The 257-nt window shown below is 47.1% G+C and carries 1 protein-coding gene; it reads left to right on the plus strand.

Annotated features, from left to right (window positions below; translation table 11 throughout):
- On the plus strand, nucleotides 1–257 hold a 257-nt coding region (locus tag A3773_RS18260; protein ID WP_197462877.1), incomplete at both ends, for a hypothetical protein.

A 257-nucleotide genomic window follows, 5' to 3' on the forward strand; every position in this document is an offset into this window, starting at 1 on the left:
TTTGTTTTTACTCGCCTTAATGCTGATCCTGTTGCGGAAGCACCAGTACCAAATGCAGCGCCAAAAGAGAGTAATGTTCAGCGTATTGAATCTGTTGAGGATCCAGTCACTGCTGAAATGGTCGAAGAGTTTCGTAAAATCATCCGTCCTTGCGCGCCTCACAGTGTACCGAGTAAGAAGAATAAGCCGGCTGTTTTTATTCTCTCTCCTCCACGTTCTGGTTCAACGCTGTTACGTATAATGCTGGCGGGCTGTCC

It is taken from the genome of Neptuniibacter pectenicola (assembly GCF_001597735.1).
Lineage (GTDB): Bacteria > Pseudomonadota > Gammaproteobacteria > Pseudomonadales > Balneatricaceae > Neptuniibacter > Neptuniibacter pectenicola.